The organism is Candidatus Pseudothioglobus sp. uisw_070 (assembly GCF_059512545.2).
Window position 1 is genome coordinate 1,515,674 of record NZ_CM183456.2, and the last position, 26,818, is coordinate 1,542,491.

The 26,818-nt window shown below is 35.4% G+C and carries 23 protein-coding genes; 4 read left to right on the forward strand and 19 right to left on the reverse strand.

The genetic code is table 11. The features are described from left to right. Window positions 1–9: 9 nt before the first annotated feature. Complete coding sequence (locus AC5YGD_RS07625) at window positions 10–1,437, reverse strand: leucyl aminopeptidase (protein WP_496141342.1); 1,428 nt, start codon at window positions 1,435–1,437, stop codon at window positions 10–12. Between the two features lie 78 nt (window positions 1,438–1,515). On the opposite strand from AC5YGD_RS07625, the gene AC5YGD_RS07630 reads away from it, so the two are divergent. Together AC5YGD_RS07630 and rsmB are read left to right on the forward strand one after the other, a co-directional pair. Continuing rightward, window positions 1,516–2,235, forward strand: coding sequence for a thioredoxin fold domain-containing protein (locus tag AC5YGD_RS07630; RefSeq protein WP_496141343.1), 720 nt, complete (start codon window positions 1,516–1,518; stop codon window positions 2,233–2,235). Then, entirely contained in the window at window positions 2,225–3,493 is a 1,269-nt protein-coding gene (rsmB, locus tag AC5YGD_RS07635) for a 16S rRNA (cytosine(967)-C(5))-methyltransferase RsmB (RefSeq protein ID WP_496141344.1), read from the forward strand. The genes AC5YGD_RS07630 and rsmB overlap by 11 nt, the downstream gene beginning before the upstream one ends. 13 nt (window positions 3,494–3,506) lie before the next feature. On the opposite strand, the gene lon is transcribed toward rsmB, so the two are convergent. The 18 genes from lon to AC5YGD_RS07725 all read right to left on the reverse strand — a co-directional run bounded on the left by lon (window position 3,507) and on the right by AC5YGD_RS07725 (window position 23,901). Next, window positions 3,507–5,846, reverse strand: a complete 2,340-nt coding sequence (lon, locus tag AC5YGD_RS07640; RefSeq protein ID WP_496141345.1) for an endopeptidase La — start codon at window positions 5,844–5,846, stop codon at window positions 3,507–3,509. Beyond that, entirely contained in the window at window positions 5,810–7,135 is a 1,326-nt protein-coding gene (gene hflX / locus AC5YGD_RS07645; protein ID WP_496141346.1) for a ribosome rescue GTPase HflX, read from the reverse strand. Before hflX ends, lon begins: the two co-directional genes overlap by 37 nt. A 40-nt stretch (window positions 7,136–7,175) precedes the next feature. Next, window positions 7,176–8,441, reverse strand: coding sequence for an ATP-dependent Clp protease ATP-binding subunit ClpX (gene clpX, locus AC5YGD_RS07650; RefSeq protein ID WP_271558460.1), 1,266 nt, complete (start codon window positions 8,439–8,441; stop codon window positions 7,176–7,178). A gap of 14 nt (window positions 8,442–8,455) precedes the next feature. Continuing rightward, the gene (clpP, locus tag AC5YGD_RS07655; protein ID WP_271558459.1) at window positions 8,456–9,052 is read right to left on the reverse strand and encodes an ATP-dependent Clp endopeptidase proteolytic subunit ClpP; all 597 of its coding nucleotides are present in this window, start codon (window positions 9,050–9,052) and stop codon (window positions 8,456–8,458) included. A 1-nt stretch (window position 9,053) separates the two neighbouring features. Then, window positions 9,054–10,352, reverse strand: coding sequence for a trigger factor (gene tig, locus AC5YGD_RS07660; protein ID WP_496141347.1), 1,299 nt, complete (start codon window positions 10,350–10,352; stop codon window positions 9,054–9,056). A gap of 69 nt (window positions 10,353–10,421) precedes the next feature. Continuing rightward, on the reverse strand, window positions 10,422–11,531 hold the full coding sequence (locus tag AC5YGD_RS07665) for an enolase C-terminal domain-like protein (RefSeq protein ID WP_496141348.1): 1,110 nt from the start codon (window positions 11,529–11,531) through the stop codon (window positions 10,422–10,424). An 18-nt stretch (window positions 11,532–11,549) separates the two neighbouring features. Beyond that, on the reverse strand, window positions 11,550–13,172 hold the full coding sequence (locus AC5YGD_RS07670; RefSeq protein ID WP_496141349.1) for a choline dehydrogenase: 1,623 nt from the start codon (window positions 13,170–13,172) through the stop codon (window positions 11,550–11,552). Between the two features lie 74 nt (window positions 13,173–13,246). Continuing rightward, window positions 13,247–14,371 carry an enolase C-terminal domain-like protein gene (locus AC5YGD_RS07675; RefSeq protein WP_496141350.1) on the reverse strand — a complete coding sequence of 375 codons (1,125 nt, stop codon included), beginning with the start codon at window positions 14,369–14,371 and terminating at the stop codon, window positions 13,247–13,249. After that, window positions 14,364–15,251 (reverse strand): NAD(P)-binding domain-containing protein, encoded by an 888-nt coding sequence (locus tag AC5YGD_RS07680; RefSeq protein WP_496141351.1) that lies wholly within the window; start codon window positions 15,249–15,251, stop codon window positions 14,364–14,366. Before AC5YGD_RS07680 ends, AC5YGD_RS07675 begins: the two co-directional genes overlap by 8 nt. Window positions 15,252–15,267: 16 nt before the next feature. Next, the gene (locus tag AC5YGD_RS07685) at window positions 15,268–16,698 is read right to left on the reverse strand and encodes an aldehyde dehydrogenase family protein (protein WP_496141352.1); all 1,431 of its coding nucleotides are present in this window, start codon (window positions 16,696–16,698) and stop codon (window positions 15,268–15,270) included. 18 nt (window positions 16,699–16,716) lie between these two features. Continuing rightward, the gene (locus AC5YGD_RS07690) at window positions 16,717–17,664 is read right to left on the reverse strand and encodes a tagatose 1,6-diphosphate aldolase (protein ID WP_496141353.1); all 948 of its coding nucleotides are present in this window, start codon (window positions 17,662–17,664) and stop codon (window positions 16,717–16,719) included. Next, on the reverse strand, window positions 17,664–18,662 hold the full coding sequence (locus AC5YGD_RS07695; protein ID WP_496141354.1) for a dihydroxyacetone kinase subunit DhaK: 999 nt from the start codon (window positions 18,660–18,662) through the stop codon (window positions 17,664–17,666). The genes AC5YGD_RS07690 and AC5YGD_RS07695 overlap by 1 nt, the downstream gene beginning before the upstream one ends. Next, window positions 18,659–19,258 carry a dihydroxyacetone kinase subunit DhaL gene (gene dhaL / locus AC5YGD_RS07700; protein ID WP_496141355.1) on the reverse strand — a complete coding sequence of 200 codons (600 nt, stop codon included), beginning with the start codon at window positions 19,256–19,258 and terminating at the stop codon, window positions 18,659–18,661. The genes AC5YGD_RS07695 and dhaL overlap by 4 nt, the downstream gene beginning before the upstream one ends. Then, window positions 19,251–20,096 (reverse strand): TIM barrel protein, encoded by an 846-nt coding sequence (locus AC5YGD_RS07705; protein WP_496141356.1) that lies wholly within the window; start codon window positions 20,094–20,096, stop codon window positions 19,251–19,253. The genes dhaL and AC5YGD_RS07705 overlap by 8 nt, the downstream gene beginning before the upstream one ends. Beyond that, on the reverse strand, window positions 20,093–21,202 hold the full coding sequence (locus AC5YGD_RS07710) for a nucleoside hydrolase (RefSeq protein WP_496141357.1): 1,110 nt from the start codon (window positions 21,200–21,202) through the stop codon (window positions 20,093–20,095). The genes AC5YGD_RS07705 and AC5YGD_RS07710 overlap by 4 nt, the downstream gene beginning before the upstream one ends. After that, complete coding sequence (locus AC5YGD_RS07715) at window positions 21,202–21,915, reverse strand: GntR family transcriptional regulator (RefSeq protein ID WP_496141358.1); 714 nt, start codon at window positions 21,913–21,915, stop codon at window positions 21,202–21,204. Before AC5YGD_RS07715 ends, AC5YGD_RS07710 begins: the two co-directional genes overlap by 1 nt. Then, window positions 21,908–22,924 (reverse strand): pyruvate dehydrogenase complex E1 component subunit beta, encoded by a 1,017-nt coding sequence (locus AC5YGD_RS07720; RefSeq protein ID WP_496141359.1) that lies wholly within the window; start codon window positions 22,922–22,924, stop codon window positions 21,908–21,910. The genes AC5YGD_RS07715 and AC5YGD_RS07720 overlap by 8 nt, the downstream gene beginning before the upstream one ends. Beyond that, the gene (locus AC5YGD_RS07725) at window positions 22,921–23,901 is read right to left on the reverse strand and encodes a thiamine pyrophosphate-dependent enzyme (RefSeq protein ID WP_496141360.1); all 981 of its coding nucleotides are present in this window, start codon (window positions 23,899–23,901) and stop codon (window positions 22,921–22,923) included. The genes AC5YGD_RS07720 and AC5YGD_RS07725 overlap by 4 nt, the downstream gene beginning before the upstream one ends. A gap of 184 nt (window positions 23,902–24,085) precedes the next feature. Between AC5YGD_RS07725 and AC5YGD_RS07730 the strand changes: the two genes are divergently transcribed. Then, the gene (locus tag AC5YGD_RS07730; protein ID WP_496141361.1) at window positions 24,086–25,516 is read left to right on the forward strand and encodes a hypothetical protein; all 1,431 of its coding nucleotides are present in this window, start codon (window positions 24,086–24,088) and stop codon (window positions 25,514–25,516) included. A 47-nt stretch (window positions 25,517–25,563) separates the two neighbouring features. After that, window positions 25,564–26,814, forward strand: coding sequence for an ABC transporter substrate-binding protein (locus AC5YGD_RS07735; RefSeq protein WP_496141362.1), 1,251 nt, complete (start codon window positions 25,564–25,566; stop codon window positions 26,812–26,814). The last annotated feature ends 4 nt before the right edge of the window (window positions 26,815–26,818 follow it).

The following is a 26,818-nucleotide window of genomic DNA, read 5'->3' on the forward strand; positions in this document are numbered from 1 at the left end:
AATTTACTCCTAAACTTGGTCCATGACATACTGAGTTAATAGAGGAACTGGCCTTCCTGTTGCGCCTTTTTTTGAACCTCCAAGCCAAGCAGTTCCTGCAATATCAATATGTGCCCAAGAGTAATTCTTAGTATAACGCGCTAGAAAACACGCAGCAGTTACAGTTCCCGCTTCTCTCCCACCAATATTTGCCATATCTGCAAAATTAGACTTAAGTAATTCGTCATATTCATCATCAAGTGGGAGCTGCCAAACTGTATCCATTGATGAAATCCCTGATGCTTTAAGGCTATCAGCGAGATTTTGGTCATTAGACATAACGCCAGAGTGATGTTTACCTAATGCAACAATCACGGCGCCAGTAAGAGTCGCAACATCAATCACAACTTTAGGATTAAATTTTTCACAGTAAGTTAGGGCATCACAAAGAATCAACCGGCCCTCTGCGTCTGTATTTAGAATCTCTATAGTTTGGCCAGACATACTTTTTACCACATCTCCTGGTCTAGAGGCGTTGTGAGCAGGCATATTTTCAACAGTAGGCACTACAACTGTTAAGTTAACTTTAAGGCCCATCTCCGCTACCGCACTCATAGTTCCAAGAACTGATGCAGCACCACACATGTCATACTTCATCTCATCCATACCAGATCCTGGCTTTAACGAAATACCTCCACTATCAAAAGTTACTCCTTTTCCAACTAGAACAATCGGGTCTTCTTTTCCACCATTAGAGTAATTTAAACTAATTAGCTTTGCAGGTTGAGACGATCCAAGAGAAACTGAGAGTAATGAATTCATCCCCAAGGCCTCCATATCTGACTCCTCTAAAACCTCACATTTCAGTTTGTAGGTTGATGCTAATAATTGAGCTCTTTCAGCAATATAAGTTGGCGTACATATATTAGGCGGCAAGTCGCCTAACTCTCGTGCCAGAGCCATTCCATTTGCAATTGCAACTCCTTTACTAATTTCTGTAATACCATTATTTTCAGAATGAATATTCACTGCCTCAAGAACAGTAGCTTTCTTTTCCACTTCTAAGCCAACTTTTTTTATCTGGTAACTTTCATTTTTTAACACTCGAGCAGTTGTAATTTGCAACCAAGAATCGTCACATCCCTCTACTTCAAGACTTGGTATTACAACATTTTTTACTTTTGTATCATCCATGGCTGAAGAAAGTGACTTAAGCACCTTAATATATTTTTTCTGAGTTAATGGCGACTCTCCCAAGCCAATTGCTAATACCCTTTTTGATTTATAGCCTTCGACCTTACTAAGCATTAGGGTTTCGCCTAGACTTGCTTCAAAACGATGGAGCTCAAGAAGCCCTTGAAGAATTCTATTTTCATTAGTTGTATCTTTAAAAACAAAAGCGACTGAGCAGTCACCACTGTAATGATCCGCTGCTTGATGAGTAACAAAAAATTCCATGACTTTTTCCGAAAATTATAATCTCGGTATTCTACCAAAAAACTGTAAAATTTACTTCTTTAATCTTGAATTTTTAATATGAAAAAGCTTCTTCTTTTATCTTTAATCATAATTACTAACTCCGTAACTGCAAATGTTGACAAGGTTTTGGATAATTTAAAGCCATTCTTCCCAACTATTAAAACTGAGAATATAAGCAGCTCAGAATTGGAAGGTTTTTACGAGGTAGTTCTTACCAATCCTCAGATTGAGGTTTTGTATATTTCGCTTGATGGGCGTTATGTTATTCAAGGTGCAGTAACCGACATAGAGTTAATGGCTAATCTTTCTACTAAAAGAATAAACTCAGAAAAAATTAAAATTTTAAATAGTATTAATGAAAATAATAAAATAGTTTTCAAGGCCGAAAATGAGCAATACATTCTCCATGTTTTTACAGATGTAGATTGTCCTTATTGTGCAAAGCTTCACTCAAATATGCAGGGTATGAATTCTCTAGGTATCACAGTTAAATACTTAGCTTCTCCAATTGAACAACTTCATCCAAATGCACAAAGCGCTATGGAAAAAATATGGTGTGCTGAAGATAAAGCCATTGCAATGCACAACTATAAAACTAATCGTTATTTACCTAATAGCCCTGATTGCATAAATCCTGTTGAAGATCAACTTGCAATCTCTAAGCAATTAGGAGTTAATGGAACGCCTTCAATCTTCCTTGAAAATGGCTCAAATATTCCTGGCTACCAAGAGCCCAATCAACTTTTAAATAGTATCTTACAAGCAATTGCTCAATAACGTAAACTCCAGGGTTATAGCTCATAAAGCCATCTGCTTAGTAGCTTTAGAGAAGCAAGCTTTATCGGACGCCTTATTTCCAGCGGAAAGTACTGAATCTCCTTTTGCAAAATCCTTGGTATATGGCTCAATCCGATTCTATCATCATCTTAATGACATAATTACGCCCCGAATAAAGAAGCCTTTAGAAAGGAAAAACCTTGATATCCATAGTTTATTGATTCTTGGAGCATATCAGCTTCTATATACTGATATTTCAAGTCATGCAGCAATCAATGAAACTGTTGAAATTGCAGAAAAAATTGGAAAAACCTGGGCCAAAGGTTTTGTTAATGCAATACTTAGAGGAATTGATCGAGATAAAGACTCAATCTTGAAGACAGCTCATCATTCTCATCCAAGCTGGCTTGTAAAAAAAATAAAAAAAGATTATCCGTTAGACTTCCAAGAAATATTTTTTGAAAATAATAAAAAAGCCCCAATGTCAATTCGAGTTCACCCATCAATTGATTTAAGCGCTTTTCAAGAGAAATTAAAAAAACAAGATATATGTTCTGAGAAATCAAACATTGCCCCGCAAGCACTTATTCTTGAGAGTGCTGTAAAAGTAGGCAGCCTGCCAGATTTTGAAAAAGGGTCTTGCTATGTGCAGGATGTATCTGCTCAACTTGCAGCTCATCTAATCTCACCAAAAAAAGGGGAATTAATTCTTGATGCATGTTGTGCTCCTGGAGGTAAAACAACTCACATAGCCGAACTATGTCCTGAAGCAAATATAGTTGCTCTAGATAGTGATGAAACACGGATACTAAAAGTTAAAGAAAATATTGATCGCCTTAAAACTAAGAATGTTGAAATGATTGTTGGGGACGCAACAAGGCAAGACTGGTGGGACCAAAATCAGTTTGATAAAATCTTAATTGACGCCCCCTGTTCAGGAACAGGAGTCATTCGAAGACACCCAGATATTAAACTATTAAGAAAACTAAAAGATGTCAATCAAATTACTAAAATTCAAGCGTTAATTCTTGATAATTTATGGCATCTCTTAAAGCCCGGTGGGAAGCTTATATATGCTACTTGTTCAGTTCTTCCAGATGAAAACGAGAGACAAATTGTTAGCTTTCTTGACAGGTTTAAAGATGCTACTAATGAAGAAATATCCCTTTCATGGGGAGATGGCTCCATTGGAAAACAACAACTTCCTAAGAAAATATATGACGGCTTTTATTATGCCAAACTTACAAAAAAGCTATAAAAGTTAATTGCCTTTATTTTTCCTCAAGTGCAATGTCTAAAACCTGATCTATCCACTTAACTTTAATAATCTCAAGTTTACTTTTAATTTTTTCGGGCACTTCAGATAACTCACGCTCATTATCTTCAGGAATAATGACAGTTTGAATCCCGCCCCGCATCGCCGCAAGTAATTTTTCTTTTAGCCCACCAATTGGAGTTATTTCGCCCCTTAGAGTTATTTCTCCAGTCATTGCCACTGCAGCTTTTACCTTTCGACCTGTTAAAACTGACACAAGAGCGGTGCACATTGCAGCTCCAGCACTTGGACCATCCTTCGGAGTTGATCCATCAGGCACATGAATATGAATATCAAGTTTTTCATGAAAGTCATCCGCTATGCCAAGTGATTCAGCTCGCAATCTTGTTACAGACATTGCCGCCTGAATGGATTCCTTCATGACATCACCAAGCTGGCCTGTGTAATTGAGCTTTCCTTTACCTTTGTATGAAGAAGCTTCAATTGTCAGCAAGTCTCCACCAACAGATGTCCATGCCAGTCCAGTCACTTCACCAATTTGGTTGTGTTCTTCAGCAAGACCGAAGCGATATTTCTTCATACCCAAAAATTTTGGAAGGCTTTTTGAATTGATGATTGCTCTAGCTTTTCGTTTTTTTAGAGTGATATCTTTAATAACCTTTCTACAAATACTTCCAATTTCGCGGTCGAGGCTTCGAACTCCTGCCTCTCTTGTGTAATAACGAATAATATCCATTATTGCGGAGTCTTTAAAAATAATTTCAGAGCTTTTAACACCATTATTTTTCATTTGTTTAGAAATTAGATGGCGCTTAGCAATTTCAAGCTTCTCATCTTCAGTATATCCAGACAAGTGAATAATTTCCATGCGATCTATTAAAGCTTCAGGAAGATTTAAAGAGTTTGCAGTAGCAACAAACATGACTTGAGAAAGATCATAATCAACTTCTAGGTAATGATCATTAAAAGTATGATTTTGTTCTGGATCTAAGACTTCTAGCATTGCAGAGCCAGGATCTCCTCTAAAATCAGATGCCATCTTATCAATCTCATCTAATAGAAATAATGGATTTTTTACATTAACTTTTTGCATTTTTTGGACAATTGAACCAGGCATTGCCCCAATATAAGTTCTTCTATGGCCTCGAATTTCAGCTTCGTCTCGAACTCCCCCAAGAGCCATACGAACATATTTACGATTGACTGATTTTGCAATTGACTCCCCAAGAGAAGTTTTTCCAACTCCTGGTGGTCCGACCAAACATAATATATTTGCTTTATTATGGGTGACTCGACTTTGGACTGCTAAGTGCTCCATGATCCTCTCTTTAACTTTATCCAAACCATAGTGATCTTCATCCAGAATTCTTTGAGCTTTTACCAAATCTTGGTTTGTTTTCGTTTTTTTACTCCAGGGAACTAAGCATAAATTTTCTATGTAAGTCCTAATGATTGAAGCATCTGATGATTGAGATGACATTCTTTGAAGCTTATTAAGCTCTCCTTGGGCCTTCTTCTTAGCTTCTTTAGGCATTTTTGCCTTATTAATACTGTTTTGTAATTCTTCAATTTCATTCTCATCATCGACAGTTCCAAGCTCTTTTTGAATGGACTTCATTTGCTCATTCAAATAGTAATCCCTTTGATTGGATTCCATCTGTTTGCGCACTCGACTTTGAATTTTTTGCTCTGCGCCAAGAACATCTAGCTCTCCTTCAAGGATTGATAGAATTTTCTCGAGTCTTTCTCTTGCCTCACTGCTCTCAAGTAAGTTCTGCTTTTCTTCAATTTTAAGATTAAGATTTGCAATAATGACATCACTGAAACGCTCAATATCTGTAATCTCTTTAAGTACTTTATAAACTTCTTCAGGGATTTTTTTACTGAGCTTGATATATTTTTCAAAGTTTTCAAGGGCTAAACGCATCATAGCCTTTATCTCAGTGTCATCATCATGAGTCAAACTACAGTCACTTAAAATTACTTCTGTATGCTCACCTAAATCAACAAATTCTTCGATTTTTGCTCTTTTAACACCTTCGACTAAAACTTTAATAGTTCCATCTGGAAGTTTCAGTAATTGAAGAATTGTTGCAAGGGTTCCAACCTTGTGAAGCTGCTCATTATTTGGCTCTTCAATAGTTTCATCTTTCTGGGTAACTAAAAAAATATTCTTATCAGCCTCCATAGCCTGAGTAACTGCATTAACTGAAGATTTTCTTCCTATAAATAAAGGAATTACCGTGTGCGGGAAAACTACTACATCTCTAAGAGGAAGTAGTGGTATTGATTGCTTGCTTAAGCCGTTTGGCTCTGTGATGATTTCTGTTCCCATAATAATGAAACGCCTTGCTTGTCTAGTAATCTTTCTAGATAGTGTCGAGTGACATTAATTTCAAGTAGCCATTGCCCAAATTCATTCATTATTTCTTTTTGAATAAATCCAACTTTATGAATTTCACTTCTAATGTAAGCAGATTGAACATCTAACTTAATTCCTGCAAAAGTCATCATTCCACTTAAACTCTGCGAAAGTGCCTGATAAAGCAGATCTATTCCTTCTCCCGTATGAGCTGAAATCCAAACTCTATAAATATTACCATCATGGTCTTTATCAAGGCGAGGTTTAAAATCAGCAATTCCATCAATCTTATTCATTACAATAATTTTTGGAATATCTTGTGCCTCTATTTGCTCAATAATATCCTCTACCTGCTCAATTTTATCCCTATTATTCGGATCTGACGCATCGACCACATGAAGTAGGACGTTAGCTTGTCGTGTTTCTTCAAGAGTCGACTTAAAGGCCTCAACCAGCTCATGAGGTAGATCTTGAATAAAGCCAACCGTGTCAGCTATAACTGCCTCACCAGAAGCTGGCAAGATAACACGTCGAATAGTTGAGTCTAGTGTAGCAAATAACTTGTCATCTGCATAAACTTTGGCCTTAGTTAGAAGGTTAAAGAGGGTTGATTTTCCTGCATTGGTATATCCTGCAAGTGAAATCATAGGAAGTTGATTCTTAATTCGGGATTTACGTCCCAAATCATGCTGCTTATGAACCTTATCTAATCGCTTATTAATATTTTTTATACGTACCGAAATTAATCGCTTATCAGTTTCTAGCTGCGTCTCACCTGGTCCACGAAGTCCAATACCACCTTTTTGTCTTTCAAGGTGTGTCCAGCCTCTTACAAGTCTAGTAGATAGATGCTTTAACTGCGCTAGCTCTACTTGCAACTTTCCCTCAAAGGAGCTTGCTCTTAATGCAAAGATATCTAATATTAAGCCAGTTCGATCCATCACTTGACACTTTAATGCTTTCTCTAAATTGCGCTCTTGAGAGGGGGATAGCTGTAGAGAAAAAATAACTAAATCGATTTCATTGTCACACACAATTGTTGCTAGCTCATCAACCTTGCCCGTGCCAATAAAAAACTGGGCTTTAGTAATGCTTCTTTTAACTGTTATAGTGTCAATAATACTGAGGCCAGAGGAAAGTGCCAACTGTTGGAATTCACCAATACTACTTGATGCCTTTCTATTTGAAGTTAGCTCAATATGAACCAATATAGTTCTTTCACCTTGACCAACTGCATCTTTTTGGCGATCAAAAAGCTCCATAGATATTCTTAAGAGACCAGTATATATAAGATGAAATTAATCAACTTGCTTTACGAATATTGCTTTGTTTTTTATCAGAAACATGAACAATCATAGGTTGTTTTTTTCTTTCCACAACCTCTTTATCTACAACAACCTCTTTAACGCTTGGAGTAGAAGGTATTTCATACATAGTCTCCAGTAGTAGATCTTCTAAAATAGCTCTTAAACCCCTCGCACCAGTTTTCCTTTTAAGCGCAAGTTTAGCAATCGCTAAAAGAGCATTTTTTCTTATCGTCAGCTTAACACCCTCAATGGCAAAAAATTGCTGAAACTGCTTGACTACAGAATTTTTGGGCTTCGTAAGAATTTGAACCAATGCCTCTTCATCAAGCTCATCTAAAGAAGTATGAACAGCTAAACGACCAACTAATTCAGGAATTAATCCAAATTTAATTAAATCATCTGGCTCTAAAAATTTATAAAGCTCAGTTAATGTTTTTTTACCGCTTGCTTCCTTAACGTTAGCAGAAAAACCAATACCAGTAGCCTTTTCAATGCGCCTATCAATTACTTTCCCAAGCCCATCAAATGCACCGCCACAAATAAACAATATTTTTGAAGTGTCAACATCAATAGTTTCTTGGTTAGGATGTTTTCTACCACCCTGAGGAGGAACCGATGCAATAGTGCCTTCAATCAACTTAAGCATAGCTTGCTGAACTCCTTCACCAGAAACATCTCTTGTGATTGAGGGAGAGTCAGACCGGCGTGAAATCTTATCGATTTCATCTATAAAAATAATGCCTTGTTCTGCCCTTTCTGGATCAAAATCACATTTTGAGAGCAGACTTTTAATTACATTCTCTACGTCATCACCAACATAGCCAGCCTCTGTTAAAGTTGTTGCATCAGCAACAGCAAAAGGTACGTCCAAAAAACGCGCCAGAGATTGCGCAAGAAGCGTTTTGCCACTTCCTGTTGGGCCTATAAGTAAAATATTTGATTTATCAAGCTCTACATCGTTTGAGATGTAATTTGTTTTTAGTCGCTTGTAGTGATTATAAACTGCCACTGACAGAACTTTTTTTGCATGAGACTGTCCAATCACATACTCATCTAAAGAGGCATACAATTCTTTTGGAGTATTATTCCAATCCTGATGTTGATCTTTTTTATCTTTGATAGTTTGCTCTTGAATCAAGCTATAGCAGGAGTCTATACATTCATCACAAATATAAACTCCCGGTCCTGCAATTAAGCGAACTACTTCATCTTTGTGTTTTGAGCAGAACGAACAGCTAAGGTCTTCAGTATTTTGGTCCATAGACAAACTTAAATTTATCGCTTATTAATTACTTTATCAATGAGTCCATATTTGGCAGACTCGCTCGCTGACATAAAATTGTCTCTATCAGTATCTTTCTGAATATTTTTCATACTTTGACCAGTATGGTCCTTAAGTATGGTGTTTAAGTTATCTCTAACTTTAAGAATTTCTTGTGCATGAATATCTATATCGCTTGCCTGACCAGAAAATCCTCCAAGAGGCTGATGAATCATCATCCTAGCATGAGGTAGCGCAAACCTTTTCCCCTTAGTACCAGCTGTAAGAAGTAATGCACCCATACTTGCCGCCTGTCCAATACAAAGAGTAGAAATATCTGGCTTAATAAATTGCATTGTGTCATAGATAGCAAGGCCTGCAGTTACTGAGCCGCCTGGTGAATTTATATACAAATGAATATCTTTGTCTGGATTCTCAGATTCTAAAAAAAGCAACTGAGCTACTACTACATTTGCAGTGTAATCTTCAACCGGACCAACCATAAAAACAACTCGCTCTTTGAGAAGCCTAGAATAAATATCATAAGCCCTCTCTCCTCTTCCAGAGCTCTCAATTACCATTGGGATTTGATTTAAGTTTTGAATTGTCATATTAATTTTGTGGGCTCATTATTTCTAAAAAGGTCTTGTCTGTCATCGTTACTTTGGCTTGATCTGCAACATGTTTCGCAACCATATCTTCAACGACAATTGATTCAATGTTGGCAAGTCTTGAAGGATCTGTATTATACCAATCAATCATTTGCTGAGCACTTTCACCATATTGGAGTGCCATTTCATTAAGTTTAGCATCAACCTGTTCTTTTTCAGCTTTTATTTCACCATCTGTTGCAATTTTATTAATTAACAAACCAAGTTTAACTCTTCTTGCCGCTTCCTCTTGAAACATTTCTGCAGGTAATTTACCTTTAGAAGGCATACCTTGCTGCTCCATTCTAGATTCCATATCTTGCTGTAGCTTGAGTGACTCAGCAGAAACGCTGCCTTCAGGCACCTCAAAATCATTTGCATCTAAAAGAACAGAAAATGCGGTGTCTTTATTTTGCTGAACTAATCGAGATTCTAATTCAACTTGCATCTGCTTTGACATTCTCGATTTCATAGTTTCAAAATCTTTTTCACCAAATTTTTTGGCAAATTCATCGTCTCTCTTTACTTCTGTTGGTGAACCTACTTCATTAACAGTAACTTTAAAGATGGCCTCTCTTCCTGCCAGATTTTCTACATGATAATCTTCCGGAAATGTTGCAGCTACTTCAACGGTTTTTTCAGGTGCGATATCTATAAGACCTTTTTCAAAACCTTCAATCATAGTGCCTTTGCCTAAAACAATTTCAAAACCCTCAGCAGCTCCGCCTTCAAATGACTCTCCATCTAGCAAGCCTTCAAAATCTATAATTAAACGATCCCCTTCTTTAGATTTTCTCTTGACAGTCTTATATTCAGTTGACCTATCTTGTAGATCTTGAAGAGCTCGTTCCTCATCTTCTTCAGTAACTTTTGAATTAATCTGATCCATAGTCAAGCTTTTTAAAGAGCCCACTTTGATCTCTGGAAACACTTCAAACTCTATTGTATAAATAAAACTGTCTGAATTCTCAGTATCTACATTCACCAATGACGGCTGAGCAGCCGGAGAAACATCTGCATCTTTAAGGGCATCCGCCAAAGTCTCAGTAACAATTTCATTAGCAGCATCGGATTTAGCACTACCGCCAACGCGTTGACGCAAAATTGCAGCTGGAATTTTTCCTTTCCTAAAGCCATCAATACGAACTTTTGAGGCAAGGCTCTTGATAATTCTTTCTGTTTTTTGATTGAAAGTGTCTACAGGCAATTCAACCACAAGGGATCTTTTTAATCCCTCAAGTTTAGTGAGTGAGGTCTTCATCTAGTTATAAATCCGTAACTTATTAAAAAAAAAGAAATTATACAGGATTTTCTTACCCAAAAAATTGCACTAAAAGCGAGACCCTGTATAGCTTACTTTGTAATCTGATAAAGACAGCCATTCTTGATTTATTTCAACCCCCCAACCAGGCTTGTGGATCATCTCAAGACACCCATCAATAATTTTATAGTTTGGGTAAAAAATATTATCTTGCCATGGGTAGTAATCAGGACCTTCTATTGAAAACTCCAAATATTTTCCTGGGTTTTTAATAGAGCCCATAATGTGAGCCGAAAAAAGTGTCACTAGAGAAAGGTTTGCTGAATGCAGAGTTACAGGAAGATTTGCCTTCTCTGCCATCTTTACAACTTCTAGTGTCCTAGTAACGCCTCCCATGTAGCATATATCAGGCTGAACAATATCAACAACCTTAGTATCAATCATATGACTCCAAACTCTCATATCATTGTCTTGCTCGCCGCCACTGATATCAATATCTAGTGCATTTTTAACTTCTCGAGTCCAATCTGGCTTCCAGTATGGGCAAGGTTCTTCAAAATGACTTACGCCATAATCTTGGAGCATGTGTCCAACTTCAATTGCCTTTTTGGGGCTAAAAGCACTATTTGCATCAACAAGCAAAGCAACATCATCTCCTAGAACTTTTCTCACTTCTTTTATAATTGCCTCAGTTCGCCCAGGCCATTGATCAAAATCATGGCCACACTCTTTTCCAATCCGAAATTTAAATGCGAAATAACCATTTACTTCCTTTAGCGCAAGAAGTCTTTCAGCCTCGGCTTCTGGACTAATCTCTCTCTGCATACTTGAAGCATAAACTGGAATAGATTGTTTTTCACCGCCCAAAAGCTGGCAAACACTCTTGTTCGCACGCTTAGCTTTAATATCCCAAAGCGCGGTATCAATTCCACTTAAAGCTCTATAAAGGTATGTACCAGGAAACTTATGCTCTCTCTCTAAGACCTCTCTATTTATATCTTCAATGTTAAATCCACTGAGTCCTAAAATATGAGGAGCAACTTGTCTATGAACTACCTGAGAACTAATATCAGAATTATAGGTAGAGGTTTGACCCCACCCTTCATCGCCCTCATCAGTTCTTATGCGAACTAAACCGACGTATTCATTCGTAAAAGTTTCAATACTAATTATCTTCATAAGGATTCTTTAATAACTTTAATTATTTTCTGCACTTGCTAATATTAAATCTGATGCTTTTTCACCAACCATAATAGTTGCGGCATTAATATTACCACAAACTATTTGAGGAAATATTGAGGCGTCTGCCACTCTCAGATTTTTGATCCCATGAACCCTCAGATTGCTATCAACAACATTTTTCAGTGGATCAGGGCCCATTCGGCAAGTACTACAAGGATGAAAAACAGTCCAAACTGTATCTTTAATATGCTGAATCATTTGCTCATCAGTCTGACATTCCTGCCCAGGACGAAACTCTTCTCCAATAACTTCTCTAAAACTATCAGTTTTAGCCAACTTCCTAAGGACCTTAACCCCCTCTAATAAATCTCTGATGTCATTTTTATGAGAAAGGTAGTTAGGTTCAATGATTGGAGGTTTTAATGGGTTATTACTTTCAATATGAACTCTTCCCCTTGAAAGAGGGCTACAACTAGAAATTCCAAATAACATTGCTGAAAAGGGATCTGGACTCATCATTGCCCTTTTTTCAGGAGATTCCAGAGAGTAACTGACGGGCGAAAAATAAAGCTGGATATTGGGCTTCTCAAGACCATCACGTGTCTTAATGAATCCTCCTGATTGATTAACACTTAAACTCAGTGGCCCTCTTCTTGTAATAATATATCTTAGACCCTGATATATCTTTCCTAGAAATGGCCTTAACTGATCATTTAGGGTTGGTACTTTGCTTTTATAAAAATAACTAACCCCCAAATGGTCTTGTAGGTTTTCTCCAACAGCTGGACTATCATGAATTAAAGAAACTGTAGCTTTATCTAAAACATCTTTTGGGCCTACTCCTGATAGCTGAAGAAGCTGAGGAGAATTAATTGATCCTGCGCTTAATATAACTTCACATGAAGCCATCACTTGATGAATCTTACCTGACTTAATATACTCAACTCCATAAGCCTTTTTATCTTTAATTAATACTCTTGAAACCAAAGCATTTTTAATAATAGTAAGATTAGTACGACTCTTTATTGGCCACAAGTAAGCTCTTGAGGAGGACATTCGCTGACCCTTATGAGTTGTGATTTGAAAGTTGCCAACTCCTTCCTGATTTTTTCCATTCATATCTCTATTAAGATTAATACCAATCTCTTGAGCTGCAGATAAAAAATTCTTACATAATGGGTGTAACTGGTCAGACACCTCCGAGACATTTAATGGCCCATCACCGCCTCTAAAACTATTGGCACCATTTTGCCAAGATTCCATTTTCTTGAAGTAGGGCAGAACATCATTATATGACCAGCCTGTATTACCCATCTCAGACCACTGGTCAAAATCTTTATGATTTCCTCTCACATAAACCATTGCATTAATTGAGCTAGATCCGCCCAAAACCTTTCCTCTTGGCCAATAACTTGGCTTATTATCAGCTTCTGGACTTGGCTTTGTCATATACATCCAATTAACAGCTTTTTGATGGTAAGTCACCCCATAACCAATTGGCATTTGGATAAAGAATCGACGATCTGAACCACCGGCCTCTATAAGCAGCACTTTATTGGATGGGTCCTTACTTAATCTATTAGCTAGCACACACCCAGCTGAACCAGCGCCAATAATTATGTAATCGAAATTAGACATATATTTATTATGAATAATTCATTAATAAAATGATGGAGTTTATACTTTATGTATAGATAAAACAAAATTTTACTTCAAACATTTGATGAAACTAGATACTTATTAATTGTATCAAAATTAAGTGGGCCTCCTATTCCATAATCATCATTAAAACTTATTTTTCCATTCTCAATATTTAATTCATTATGAAATAAACTTGTTCTGAGAGGATTTATATTGATATCAGTCTCTAAATAAGCAGAAGGGTTAATGGCAGACATAATGTGGGCAGATGCTAACAGACCAACACCGCCTCCTAAAAAATGTAGCCATATTTTATTAGTCTGAATTTTTTTTGATAAATTATTAATTAAAGAAATACCGCCATATTTAGTAAGATCAGGTTGAATATATTTAGATTTATTGTTTTGACTAAGAGAAATAAACTCATCAAAGTTAGTAATGTTTTCACCAAATGCTAAATCACAACTGGTTGAGTTAATTACATTGTTAAATTCAACCTGGCTAGATAAAGCAGAAATAGGCTCCTCAATCCAGGAAAAATTAAAGCCCTCTAATACATTTAAATAATGGAGTGCTTCCTTAATATTCCATCCTTGGTTTACATCTAACATCATCATTTCATCATTAGCAAAATAATTATCTAAAGACTCTAGTAAATCCATATCTAGTGAGTGATTGAAACCTATTTTTACTTTAAAGGCCTTTATTCCCATTGATTTTGCAACTGCTATTTGTTCATGAGATGCACTTGGATTTATACCACTAGCATAAACAGAAATATGATTCTTTGAATCAGGATTTAACAACTTATTAAGAGGTAATTTTTGATTCTTAGCAAATAGGTCCCAAAATGCACAATCTATTCCAGCATTGATGTTACGAAAAGAACCTAGATCTCCTGATTGAACAAAAAGAGTTTTAAAGTTTTCAGAAATTTTATTAATTAATTTGTTAGGGTTTGAAAATTCACAACCAACAATATTTTTATGATAAATGCTATTGAGTAAATGAAACCTATAAGAAGCCCCATCACTTGGAAAATTACACCAGATTTCCCCATATCCAATATTTTTGTTAAAATCCTCAAGTTCAATTATTACGCATGGCCTTGATTTCATAACTCCAAAAGAGGTTATGACAGGATTTGTTAATGGAAATTCTAAATAATAAGATCTTAAGGATTTTATTTTAATCAAGATTATTACTTTCCTTTACAAAATTAAACATTGCTGTCCAGTCTAAATCTTTATACTTGGTATCCATTGCCTTTTCATAGACATTGACTACACTTTTTCCTGAGGTTAGCTCAATTCCCTCAGACTCGCCATGCTCAATAGCTAAGCGTAAATCTTTTAAAGCTAAAACGTTTTTAAAACCAGGCCCTATATCATCTATCAGAACCTTTTTAGGATAACTAAAGTTCATATGTCCTTTGCCAGCAGCTGTTGTTGACATTAATTCTATTGCAAGTTTTTGGTCTATCCCTGACTTTTCAACCAATGAAAGTGTTTCGGCAGTAAGAATATTTGAAACAATTGCCATATAGTTATTGATGATTTTCATTTTACTTCCTGAGCCTATTGCCCCACAATAAACAACATCACTACCCATGCAGTTCAAAATCTCTTCAACTTTAGGAAAGTCTTGCAATGACCCTCCCACCATTATGAGCAAAGTGCCATCAATTGCATTATTAACTAAGCGAGCAACTGGCGCATCAAACATTTGAATATTTTTTGTTTGCAATTGCTTACTTACCTCAATAGAGTCAGCTGGCAATATTGTGCTCATATCAATATAGATTAAATCTGTATTATCTTGATTGATAATTCCATCTTCACCAAGAGCAACATCTTTTACATTTTTTCCAATAGGGAGCATAGATATAAGAAAATCCTGGCTCTTACATAAGTCAGGAATATTGCTTTCTTGTTTAGCACCAACTGCAGTTAATGCTTCAATAGTTTTTTTATCAGCAAATGGATCATAAAAGGAAAGTGCATGTCCATTTTTTAATAAATTTAAAGCCATAGGAAGGCCCATTGTTCCAACTCCAATAAAACCTATATTTTTCATATTTCCCCTCTTGTAGTTAAACGATATTAATATTTTTTTTGTGAATAAATGCATAAATAGCATCCATTCCTCCCTCATATCCAATACCACTTTCTTTAATCCCCCCATAAGGGATTTCAGGATGTAATGGCGAGGCAGTATTGATAGAGACTCCACCAGCAATAATTTCTTTAGCCATTTTTTCTTGCAAGGCTTCATTAGATGTATAAACGTATGAGGCAAGTCCATAATTTAAAGAATTAGCTTTTTTTATGACGTCGTCATAGTCATTGAACTTAAATAATGCAAGAATAGGGCCAAAAATTTCTTGAGTCATCATCTTCGAGTTTTCACTAATATTTTCAATAAGAGTTGGCTCCCAAAAATAACCAATATCCTTATGTCTAGAGCCACCATAAATTATATTTGCACCTTTATTTACAGCATCATCTAGGAAGTCTTTCATCGCATCCATTCTTCGGGAGTTTGACAAAGGCCCCATTGATACTCCTTCATTCATGCCATTACCTAAAGTAATATTTTGTATCCTCTTTAAAAATCCATCTTTCACCCTATCATATATATTCTCATGAACATAAAAACGACTAGGAGCAATGCAAACTTGACCAGCATTTCTAAACTTAAAGCCAGTTAATGTGTCTAGAGTTGTTTCAATGTCAGCATCTTCTGCAATGATTGCTGGAGAATGTCCACCTAACTCAAGAGTACATCTTTTTAATGTTTCTGCTGATTTTTTTGCTAAAAGTTTTCCTACCGGAACTGACCCAGTAAAGCTTAACTTCTTAACTTCATCTCTGCTTAACAGGTAATCTGAAATTTCATGAGGAACGCCGAATACCAAATTAATAACATCTTTAGGAAGGCCAGCTTCTTGAAAAATTTTAACTACCTCTATAGCTGTGCCTGGTGTTTCTTCAGAAGGTTTAATAATTACCGAACATCCAGCAGCCAGGGCTGGGGCAATCTTTCGAATAACCAAAGCAATTGGAAAATTCCAAGCTGTAAGGCACAAGCAAATCCCAAGTGGATGGGGCTTAATAAAAGTTTTTAATCCAGTGTCTCTATCAGCGACCAATTCATCTTTAATTAGTTTTGCGCTAGTTCCATTAAATTTTAAAATAGCAATTGACTGGTTTATCTCCCCAACAGATTCTGCAAGAGGCTTCCCCTGCTCCAAGGTCATCACTTGAGATACTTGATCGGTTCTTTGTGCTAAGATATCTGCAGCCTTTAGAATTATCTGACTTCTTTTATCTGGATGAGTATTTTTCCACTGTTCAAAGCCAATCTCAGAGGATTTAATGGCATCATCTAAATGATACTCGCTTGCATGAGGTAAGAACCCTAAAATACTTTCATCCGCAGGGTTTAAGACATCTTCACCACAGCCACGCTCAGTTTCATAAATCCATTTTCCACCAATAAACATCCCAAGTTTTGTATACATAACTCTCCAATGATTAAATTAATTATTAATTATAGAATTTTTCAATTTTTGTAATCTTTTTTGACCTTCTTCATTTATCCAATTTAAAAATTTATCTTCACCATATTTGCAAAAGATATCAATAGAATCTTGCCATATTGACCTTCCACACAAGAAGCCTAGGAAATCAATTTTTGAAGACTTGGCAAGCTCTAAACTATGTAAAAAATTATTAAATTTCATTCCTGCACTTAAAAAAACAAAAGGTGTTGAGCCATTCTCAAAACATTCTCTCATTATGTCAGAGCAATTCTCATAACTATAAATTGCAGCAGCACCATCATTTTGAAATCCATTAACTTCAAACTCATTAAAGGGAAATTCAATTTTAATAATATCTATTTGGTATTCCTCATGAGAAAATTCCTGATAAAGATATTTAATATAGATTGGTTTTTTTAATAAATAACTTTGATAATCAATCTTAGTTCTTTCATCAAAATAGAGAAGCGGCTCAAATAAATAAGGTACTTCTAGATCATTACATATTTGACCAACATGCTTAATGACTTTAAATTTTTCATTATTTATTGCTGGATCAGAGTCTGGATTAAAGTACATAAAAAACTTAACAGCAGAAAAATCTTTTATGATTTCATCATCTTGATGTAATTTCTTTGGAAGTAGGGTTATGCGTGATTTATTATCTATATTGTATGCATCATCCTCAAATGCAATGATTTTAGATGTCTCTATTGAATGTAAGGATGTATCACTCATGTACGTATCATAATCAAATAGAATAGAGGATGCATTAACACCAAGATTTAAGGCGATTTGCTTCTTGAAATAATAATAATTTGCTTGCGTAAAACTTTTTCCTTTCTTTTCTTTGATAATGTCTTTTAAGCTAGTTCCTTGATCAATAGCAAGAGCGACAAATTTTTCATCATGCAATAGTTTATTAAAATGTAGTTGCTTATTCATTAAAGGTGAAAATATGGCGCTGAAGATTGAGAAATCCATAGCTTTCTCATCTGCTCAGTTGAATTTAATAATGATATTGAAAATCCTGCACTTTCTTGGGTAGTAATGTACTCATTAATTAGTGGCTTGAAACATTTAATTTTATACTTAGCAAGATAATCATCGACATCGTTATATACAATCAATAGCTCCATTAATGTAGTTGCTCCTGATCCATTTATAAAAGGTATTACAACATCACCACTTTTATATTTGAAGTCATCAAATATTTTATCCATCATAAATTTTATTATTTTTTTTGAAGAAGAAATTTTTTGTCTTCCATAGCCTGACTCACCATGAACACCCATACCAATAAAAACCTCATCATCATCTAATTGAAATATTTTTTCACCTGATATTGGAGAGACTCCAGAAGCCACAGCAATTGAAAGTGTTCTTGTTTGGTCTCTAACCGATTTTCCTAAACTTAATAAGGTTTCTTTATTTTCTCCAGTCTCAGAAAGTGCTCCTAAAATTTTATAAATGAAAGTAGTTCCTGCGCCACCCCTTCTCTGGTCTTCGTCACCCTTTGGAGCGGAGGCAATATCGTCATACATTAATAATAAGTCAGCATCAATATTATCTTCTTTTGCTAACTCAATTGCCATCTCTCCATTCATCACATCGCCCGCATGATTTGATATTAAAAGAATAGTTCCAGAATTTTCCTTAAGGGCCTCTATACCCTCAAAGATTAGATCTCCAGATGGTGCCGCAAATATATCTCCAACAACATTTGCATCTAACAGCCCTTCACCAACCCACCCCATTGCAATAGGTTCATGGCCAGAACCATTACCAATTAAGATTGCTGTTTTATTAGTATTTTTTGGTTGTTTTCTTAAAATGATTCTCTTACTAACGCTCGAAAACTTAACTCTATCACTATTAGCCTTTATATAACCACTGAGCATGTCATCAACAATATTGTCTTTATTATTTATAATTTTTTTCATAGAATTGCTTCGAAGTACTCTCTGAGAATAATTTCAGTAGACTTTGCTCCAGGATCAATAAACCCAAGTCCTTTTTCTTCAAGAAATTTAGCCCTTCCAACTTGGGCTTTCATATCTTTTGTTTTAGATAGTGAAAGAGAAAGAATTTCATTAATCTTATTTTTTTCAATTTTTAAATCTGAATTTTTTCTTAAGAATTCTAAAACTGGAATATAGATATCAAGAATACTTTTATCTCCAGCCTTTACTTTTCCTCTCTTCATAATTTTTTCTATCGATTTCTCAAAAATTTCAATGATTGACTGAGTTAAATGTAATTTATCTATTTTTCCAGACTCATTAAAAAAAATCGACATTAAAATTCCTGATGCACCACCCATTTCAATTCGCATTTGTTTTGAGATAGCTACCATAGTGTCATCTAGCGGTGAATTAAGATTATCTAAAAAGGATTGCTTTACAACAGTCATTCCTTTAAGGATTGTAGAGCCATGATCACCATCTCCTACAAGCTGATCTAATTTATCTAATTCAACTGAATTAGATTTAATCCTATCATACGAATTTACAATCCAATTTTTATACTGACTATGCATTTAAATGCTCATTTAAAAAATTAAAAGATCTTACAATAGCATCATATGGGTCAGCCTCTATATTTCTCCATGTAAATAAATCCTTACTAGTATCTTCATTTGCTTGGATAAACATTTCCAAAGAAACATGCCCCTTATAGTTAATTTTTTTCAAAGTACTAAAAATTTCTGGCCAGTTAATGGAGCCTGAACCAGGAACGCCTCGGTCATTTTCTGCAACTTGAAAATGAAACAATTTGTGTCTAGCTTTTTCAATTGATTGACACATATTTTTTTCCTCAATATTCATGTGGTATACATCTAAAAGTAACCCTACATTAGGATGATCAATTAGCTCACACAACCTTAATCCTTCATCAACTGTATTAATAAAATCTGATTCATACCTATTTAGAGGCTCTATCCCTAATTTAATATTTTTTTCAGTTAATAAGCTTGAAATTTTTTTAATAGAGTTAGATGAATTTTTAAATTTATCTTCTTTTTCCTTGCCCATAGTATTACTTATACCCCAAGCGGCATGGACAACTCCAGTGAGCAGTTCAGCCTCCATAATTGAGGTCATATCAATTGCCCTTTTAAGTGCCTCAATTCCATTTTTTTGAATGTCTGAATCACCGCTACTTATATCCTCTTCTTTCGAAAGACCAGTGGTACAAGTAAGAGTAATATTTAAATCTTTAGCTAGCTTTGAAATGTCTTTTACACTTGAAGGAGTTTGCCCCAGAAGAGAAACTTCTACAGACTTATATCCAGCTTTTTTACACTTATGGATATAAGGCGTGACATCTTCATACCAATTTTTTACAAATGTTGCTGAATGGACTCCTAAAATCATTTTAATTTATCAATTTTTACGAAAAAGTCATGGAATATTGCATCCCTATTAACTCCGAACGCCTCTCTCATTGGATAAGATTCATTTTCTCGCTTCCAGAAAAGCTCATCATTTAAGACGGGTGAAGAAACAATATGTGATGGGACCCATGAAGGCTCAATCATCCAAGCAATGTTGATAACATCCCAAATAACCCAAGTTCTCCAAGTTTGATCAATTACTCCTCTTTGCTTATGAAGAGGGTTGTTTGTATAAAGCTCATAAAGATAATTTCCAATATCTCCTCTTCCATTAACAAATTCTTTCATATCAGGAAGAGATAAAGTTAATTGTGCGCCAACGTTATATCCTGGTAAGTACACATGCGCAACACCGCACTCAAAAAGTAATTGAGAGGATAATACATCCTGAACTAAATTCAAAGAATTAGTATTATTATTGACACTATAAGTAGGAAATCCAGATGTCCAAACCACTACTAAATTGTTAATAATTTTTGGCGCCATCAATAAAGCTGAAGCTATATTTGTTAAGCACCCAATCGCACAAACATAAATCTTTTCATTAGGAGATTGAAGACATGTTTTAACAATAAATTCACTAGACTCCGTGACTAAAGGCTCATCAAAACTAGTTAAATATTGATCTGAACCCCTAAAAACCCTCCCTTCATGAGGCATTTTTAATTTATTAAATATTTTAATTATTTCTTGATAACTTTTTTCAACTCCTTCTGCAGGTGAATCAAAATATATATCATCAGGGTGTTTGTTCGAATCAATTAATCCATTTACCCAATCTTTATAATTATTAACTAATTCAATATTATTGTCAGAAATTTCTTTTTTTTCTTTAATTATTTTATAAGCCTTTAAAAGCTCTTCTTTGTGGTGTTGAAAAGAGTATGGTTCAGCAGTTACTCCTAATAAGTCAATTTTATCTTCAGACAATAAGGCCCAAGCCAAGGCAAACTGATCGTCAATTTCATTTGCGGTATCAGTATCAATTATTAGTTTACTTTTACCAATAGGGTTTGATAAATTTAGTAACAATTGGTCATTTGAAAGCTTTGGAAATTTATTGAGTATCTCAATAGGTACTGTCATTACACTAACTCCTGATCTAGTTTAATTGTATTAAAAGTAATGTTTTTATCAACCAAAATTAATTCGTTTGTGTGGTTGAATAAAAGACACTCATGAGCCAAACAGGGAATTCCAGAGTCTTTGTTTAAAACTAAAGAGTCATATGAAGACAAGGTTTCTGCACAAATAAATTGTGAGTTTTTCTTAAAATCAATATCAAATTTCTCATTTAAGATAAATATAATTGACTGATTTGAGCCATCTTCTGAGAAATAATTTTTGCTCAAACCAAACGCATGTTTATATGACACAAAAGCGTTACTAATCAAATATGGCTCATCATTAACTTTTCTCAATCGCTTTACATAATATAACTTTTCGCCCTGATTGAAGTGATCAGTATGATTATCATTTGTAATTTTTTGAAAATCTAAGATAACTGATGAAGGAACATCTCCATTCTGAATAATTTTTTGTGTTAATGATTCAAAACAATTTTCTGTTTGAGGCATTGAACCAGTGACTACTGTTCCTTTGCCTCTTTTTCTGACAATTAGTCCATCATCAGCAAGCAGCCTAAGGGCTGATCTGACAGTTATCCTACTAACATTGAAGTAATCAACTAAATCATTTTCTGAAGGGATTGTGCCTCCCAAAGGCCACTTTTCAGAGGAAATAAAGCTTCGAATCTGAGTATAGACATCTTGATATTTAGTCTTTGCAGTATTAGCCATGATAAAGTTTCTTAATTGCTTGAGTTATTTTTGCTGTGGAAGGTATATAAAAATCTTCCATAGGAGGGCTAAAGGGCACAGGAGTATGTGGAGCAGTTATTTTAATAACGGCAGCCTTTAGATCATCAAAACATTTTTCCGAAATCAAAGAAGTAATTTCAGATGCTAAGGAACATTTAGGGTTGGACTCATCAACAACAATTACTCTCCCTGTTTTTCTAACTGATTCAAAAATTAATTCTTCATCCAATGGTGAATAAGTTCTAGGATCGATAATTTCACAATCTATACCCTCCTTAGCCATTTCCTCTGCAGCTTCTTCTGCAAAGAGATTCATTCTTTGTATTGCTATGATAGTGACATCCTTTCCTGGTCGCCTTATCCTTCCTTTACCTAAAGGGATAGGCTCCATATTCTCAGGAACATGGCAAGTTTTCATATATAGCCTTTTGTGTTCCATGAATATTACTGGATCGTCATCTTGAATTGCTGATAATAATAATCCTTTTGCGTCATAAGCATCGTAAGGCGCAACAACTTTTAATCCAGGTATGTGAACATATAAACTATAAAGTGCTTGTGAATGTTCGCTACCAGCTCTAAAGCCAGCACCAACCACAGTTCTAACAACCATTGGAACTCGCTGTTTTCCACCAAACATATATCTCATTTTAGCTGCTTGGTTCATCAGCTGATCAAAACAAACCCCTAAAAAATCAACGTACATTAACTCTACAATTGGTCTTAAGCCAGTCATAGCAGCTCCAACTGCTGCACCAAAAAAACCAGCCTCTGTAATAGTTGTATCCCTGACTCGCTCAGGACCAAATTTAGTCAGCAATCCTTGGGTAACACCAAAGGGCCCGCCCCAACTATCTTGTGTACCAGGATACTGCTCCCTTCCCTTGCCTCCAGCAATATCTTCTCCCATCAAAATTACATTTTTATCATTTTGAAATGACTCCACAAGGGCTTCATTGATAGCATCTTTTACAGTTAGTTCTCTCATATTAGTAACTCTCTAGGATAGTTAACATAAACTTCTTCTAATGCATCTTCTGGCTTTGGCCAAGGCTGAGTTTCAGCAAAATCAAACGCGTCATTTACCTCTTTCAATGCATCAGCCTGTATTTTTTTAACTTCGTCAGATGAAAGATTATATTGAGCGGCCATTTCTATAGATTTTTTGATTGGATCATTTTTTTTTGCTTCTTCAATCTCTTCTAATGGCTGATAAAGCTGAGTATCCCCCTCATATTGCCCTGAAAATCGATAATTTTTAAACTCTAAAAAAATAGGGGTGTTTTTAGTCTTGGATTCAATAATGGCATCTCTGGTTATTTGGTGCACTTCAAAAACATTATTACCATCACCTTGATATGAAATCATGTCATAAGCTTTGGCAATATCTTTTAGTTCTTTGGTATTGAGATGCCAATCAGTTGCAGTAGCTTCGGCATAACCATTATTTTCACAGACAAAAAGCATAGGGATATCCCAAAGTTTAGCCAGGCCTGCAGCCTCATGAAAGGCCCCATTATGTATAGCACCATCACCAAAAAAAGTTGCTGCCATTTTGGTCCCACCATTAATTTTTTCTTGAAGTGCGGCCCCTAAAACTACTGGAGGCCCAGCGGCTACAATTCCAAAAGATCCAAGCATGCCTTTGTCAAAATCACTGATATGCATACTTCCACCTCTGCCTTTACATATACCAGTACTTCTTCCATAGATTTCTGATGTTATTTCTTTTAATTCACAATTTTTAGCAATTGAGTGGCCATGATTACGGTAAGTACTTGAAATCCAGTCATCATCTCCTAACGCAGCCATAACTCCAACACAAATTGCCTCTGATCCGATGCATGTGTGTAAATATCCAGGAACTGATTTCTCCTTGGCGATCTTTTTAATTCTCTCTTCAAATGACCGAATAGTAAATAGTTTTTTATAAATCCAATGTAGCTTATCTGCATCAATATCCATAATATAAGTTGTTATAACAACTCCAATAAAAAAAATAATTAATAACTATGATAACCTAAAAACATTGTTATATAGGTAGTTTTTTTAGTATGAAATTAAAATACTTAAAAAAGTATTTATTATAACTTTACTATGTGATATGATATCAATTTGACTCCTAACTAAATTCGGATAAATTAATTAAATGACAGTAAAGCTAAATATTGGATACGTGGCTACGGCAATTGCTCCCTACTATTCAAATGAGTATAAAGTGAGAGAGAAATCAGAAATTGCTCTGAAGAAATTACTCAGTAATTTTGATGTAAATTTTATTCCATTTCATAAAACTATCTTTTCAAAAAAAGATTCAGAAGAGGCAGAGCAATTTTTTAAGAATAAGATAGATTTCTTGCTTCTTCAAACAAGTTCATGCAGTGCAGGTGAGCAATTGTATCCTCTATGCAACATTACAGACAAAATAGGTGTATGGGCTGTTCCAGATATTGAGACCGAAGGTGATGTTAAGCTTCATTCTTTAGTGTCTACAAGTCATTATCTGGCCATGATAAAAAAAGTTTTATCGGATAAAGATATTACAACCAAGTGGTTTTACAATTATGCAGATACTGATGAGTTTATAAACAAATTTTCCGTAACAATTAGATCATTAGTTGCTTTAAAGAAAATGAAGCATGCCAAAATAGGTCTTGTAGGAGGTATATCTCCTGGCTTTGACAACATGAAGGTTGACCAATCAATTATTAAAAAAAATATTGGATTATCAGTTGAAGAGTCAACAATCAAAGAACTAGTTAAGATTGCTGATAGTTTTGATCAAAAAATTATTGATAGTGAAGTTATAAAAATTAAAAGTGCAGCCTCTAGTATTTCGGTCTCTAATGATGATTCATTTAACAAGGTTACGCGTATTTATTTTGCTTTAAAGAAAATGAAGGAAGATAATAATTGGGATTCTATGGCTGTTCAATGCTGGTCCCAGATGCAAGAGTTATACGGGGTTGCTCCATGCATGGCTTATGGCTGGTTGGGAAGTGAAGATGGGATTGCAGTATCATGCGAAGGAGATGTTCAAGGATCTATGAGCATGCTTCTTTTGAACTACATCTCAAATGCGGAAAAATCATCTACATTATTAGACTTAGCAACATTTGATAAAGAAGCAGATGCTGTACAAATGTGGCATTGCGGCGTATCACCAAGACATTTTTCAAACGAAGATGGTATTAAATGGGTAGATCATACAACCCTTGGAAGAAAGACCGATAAAAAATATGGCGTTGCAGGTGATCAAGTGTTTGCTCCTCAAGAAACTACAACTACATACATAAGCAACAATGCTGAAAGAATATTAGTATTGAATTCTAGTATTTTTGAGCATACAAATAAGGGCTTTGATGGAACTAGAGGATGGTTTAGAAATATCCATTTAAATCGAAAAAAGATAACTTCAGAAAATTTAGTAAACACCTTAAATATGGTTGGTCATGAACATCATTATGCGGTTGGACAAGGTGATTACAGTAAAGAATTAATAGAATTTGCAGCTTGGAATAAATTAAAGCTAATAAAAGAAATTCCCTTGGTAGATTACTTATCACCATTGGATGACTAATCAAATAAATGTTTATTTGATAATTTGTAACTAAAAAAGGAGATACGATGAATAATAAAATCAAGATAGTATCCATTGCCATATTTAGTTTACTTTTCGCCAAAATAGCCTCAGCTGAGGTTGCCCCAGGGTTTAATAACTGGGACGACGTCGAAGCTGCAGCAAATGGTGGACAAGTCAACGTTTATATGTGGGGTGGATCAGATGCAATTAATGGCTTCGTAGATGATTTCTATGGCGCGCCTTTAAAAAGTGACTACAACATTACTTTAAATAGAATTGGTGTTGCAGGAACTGTTGATGTGGTTAACCAAGTTTTAAGTGAAAAAGAAGCTGGTATCACTGGAGATAATGGTAATGTTGATTTGATCTGGATCAACGGTGAAAACTTCTGGACTCTAAAGCAAGCAGACCTTCTGTATGGTCCATTTGCTGCTGGATTACCAAATAGTAAATTCGTTGCATGGGATAACCCTGCGGTAAATTTAGACTTTGGAAGACCAGTTGATGGTATGGAAAGTCCTTGGTCAAGTGCGCAGTTTCATTTTATGTATGACTCAGCTAGAAACGACTATGAAGACATGCCAAGAAATTATGGTTTTCTAACTAAATGGATTTCTGACAATCCAGGTAGATTTACATATATCAGACCTGGTAAAGGTGGATTTGTTGGAACGAGATTTGTTAAGCAAATTTTCTTTGAACTAAGTGGTGGCCAAGAACAATGGGTTGGGCCATACAATGAAGAGCTATACAACAAGTGGGCTCCAAAAGTATGGGCTCTATTAAATTCTTGGGAAGCTGATCTTCATAGAGGTGGTGAGACTTATCCAACTAATAATGCTGAACTACATGCGTTATTTGCTAATGGTGAAGTTGATATGAGTTTTACTCAGTCTCCAAGAGGAGCAGGACCAACAAACTCTGCTGGAACAACACCTCCAACGTCTCGAGCTTTTGCTTTTTATGACAACATGATTGGTGATTTCAATTACTGGGCAATTCCATACAATGCCCCTAATAAAGCAGCAGCGTTAGTTTATGCTAACCTTGTTTTAGAGCCTACTCTCCAAGCTGCTCAAGTTCAACCTGCCAATGGTTTTTGTTGTGGCTGGGGAATAAGCACTGCAAAAGTAACAAGCTCTGATGGTGTTGCTGCTATTCAAGATGCTCAAAATAATCTTGGTGATGCCGCGGAAGATCAAGGAATATTAGCGCGAGCTCTTGTTTCAGATATTGCTGCAGAGTATCAAGATAAAATTGAAGCTGACTGGCAAGCAAATGTCCTTCTAAAATAGGATA

Coding starts and splice junctions, on each gene's coding strand:
- clpX (WP_271558460.1), bottom strand. CDS start 8,441: ATGGACCAAAATACTGAAGACCTTAGCTGTTCGTTCTGCTCAAAACAC.
- tig (WP_496141347.1), bottom strand. CDS start 10,352: ATGAAGACCTCACTCACTAAACTTGAGGGATTAAAAAGATCCCTTGTG.
- AC5YGD_RS07680 (WP_496141351.1), bottom strand. CDS start 15,251: ATGAAAAATATAGGTTTTATTGGAGTTGGAACAATGGGCCTTCCTATG.
- AC5YGD_RS07695 (WP_496141354.1), bottom strand. CDS start 18,662: ATGAAAAAAATTATAAATAATAAAGACAATATTGTTGATGACATGCTC.
- dhaL (WP_496141355.1), bottom strand. CDS start 19,258: ATGCATAGTCAGTATAAAAATTGGATTGTAAATTCGTATGATAGGATT.
- AC5YGD_RS07725 (WP_496141360.1), bottom strand. CDS start 23,901: ATGGATATTGATGCAGATAAGCTACATTGGATTTATAAAAAACTATTT.
- AC5YGD_RS07730 (WP_496141361.1), top strand. CDS start 24,086: ATGACAGTAAAGCTAAATATTGGATACGTGGCTACGGCAATTGCTCCC.
- AC5YGD_RS07715 (WP_496141358.1), bottom strand. CDS start 21,915: ATGGCTAATACTGCAAAGACTAAATATCAAGATGTCTATACTCAGATT.
- AC5YGD_RS07685 (WP_496141352.1), bottom strand. CDS start 16,698: ATGTATACAAAACTTGGGATGTTTATTGGTGGAAAATGGATTTATGAA.
- AC5YGD_RS07670 (WP_496141349.1), bottom strand. CDS start 13,172: ATGTCTAATTTCGATTACATAATTATTGGCGCTGGTTCAGCTGGGTGT.
- AC5YGD_RS07710 (WP_496141357.1), bottom strand. CDS start 21,202: ATGACAGTACCTATTGAGATACTCAATAAATTTCCAAAGCTTTCAAAT.
- AC5YGD_RS07720 (WP_496141359.1), bottom strand. CDS start 22,924: ATGAGAGAACTAACTGTAAAAGATGCTATCAATGAAGCCCTTGTGGAG.
- AC5YGD_RS07690 (WP_496141353.1), bottom strand. CDS start 17,664: ATGAATAAGCAACTACATTTTAATAAACTATTGCATGATGAAAAATTT.
- AC5YGD_RS07705 (WP_496141356.1), bottom strand. CDS start 20,096: ATGATTTTAGGAGTCCATTCAGCAACATTTGTAAAAAATTGGTATGAA.
- lon (WP_496141345.1), bottom strand. CDS start 5,846: ATGGGAACAGAAATCATCACAGAGCCAAACGGCTTAAGCAAGCAATCA.
- AC5YGD_RS07625 (WP_496141342.1), bottom strand. CDS start 1,437: ATGGAATTTTTTGTTACTCATCAAGCAGCGGATCATTACAGTGGTGAC.
- AC5YGD_RS07630 (WP_496141343.1), top strand. CDS start 1,516: ATGAAAAAGCTTCTTCTTTTATCTTTAATCATAATTACTAACTCCGTA.
- AC5YGD_RS07665 (WP_496141348.1), bottom strand. CDS start 11,531: ATGAAGATAATTAGTATTGAAACTTTTACGAATGAATACGTCGGTTTA.
- hflX (WP_496141346.1), bottom strand. CDS start 7,135: ATGGAGCTTTTTGATCGCCAAAAAGATGCAGTTGGTCAAGGTGAAAGA.
- clpP (WP_271558459.1), bottom strand. CDS start 9,052: ATGACAATTCAAAACTTAAATCAAATCCCAATGGTAATTGAGAGCTCT.
- AC5YGD_RS07735 (WP_496141362.1), top strand. CDS start 25,564: ATGAATAATAAAATCAAGATAGTATCCATTGCCATATTTAGTTTACTT.